The sequence below is a fragment of the Rhizobium sp. WYCCWR 11152 genome (assembly GCF_013087615.1).
Classification (GTDB): domain Bacteria; phylum Pseudomonadota; class Alphaproteobacteria; order Rhizobiales; family Rhizobiaceae; genus Rhizobium; species Rhizobium indicum.
In genome coordinates, this window is sequence record NZ_JABFCP010000016.1 from 1 (window position 1) to 791 (window position 791).

Annotated in this window: 1 protein-coding gene; it reads left to right on the forward strand. The window is 62.8% G+C overall.

Annotated elements, in window-relative coordinates:
* Window positions 1-791: calcium-binding protein (locus G9X67_RS27145; RefSeq protein ID WP_171600122.1), on the forward strand; the 791-nt coding region annotated here is incomplete at both ends.

Genomic DNA, 791 nt, shown 5'->3' on the forward strand with positions numbered 1-791 from the left:
GCCGGCACCGATGAAATCCGCACGTCGCTTGCAGCCTATTCGATCGCTGCACTGATCAATGTCGAGAATCTGAGCTACACGGGATCGGCCAACTTCACCGGCACCGGCAATGCGCTGGCCAACACGATCACCGGCGGCGCCGGCAATGACACGCTGAATGGCGGGGCAGGTGCCGATAGCTTGATCGGCGGTGCGGGCGACGACACCTATATCGTCGACAATGCCGGCGACAGCGTTGCCGAGAACGCCGCCGCGGGAACCGACACGGTTCGCACGGCCCTGGCCGCCTACACACTGGGAGCCAATGTCGAGAACCTCACCTACATCGGAACGGCAGCCTTTGCCGGGACAGGCAACAGCCTTGCCAACACGATCACTGGTGGTGTCGGCAACGACACCTTGAATGGCGGGGCTGGTGCCGATAGCTTGATCGGCGGAGCGGGCGACGACACCTATATCATCGACAATGCCGGTGACAGCGTTGCCGAGAACGCCGCCGCGGGAACCGACACGGTCAAGACCGTGCTGGCAAACTATACGCTCGGCAACAATGTCGAGAAGCTGAGCTACACGGGATCCGCCGACTTCACCGGCACCGGCAATGCGCTCGCCAACATGATCATCGGCGCCGCCGGCAATGATCTGCTGGACGGCGGCGCCGGCAATGACACGCTGAACGGCGGTGCGGGCAACGACATCTATGTGGTCGACAGTGCGAGCGATGTCATCGCCGAGTTGGCCAGTGCCGGCACCGATGAAATCCGCACGTCGCTTGCAGCCTATTCGATCGC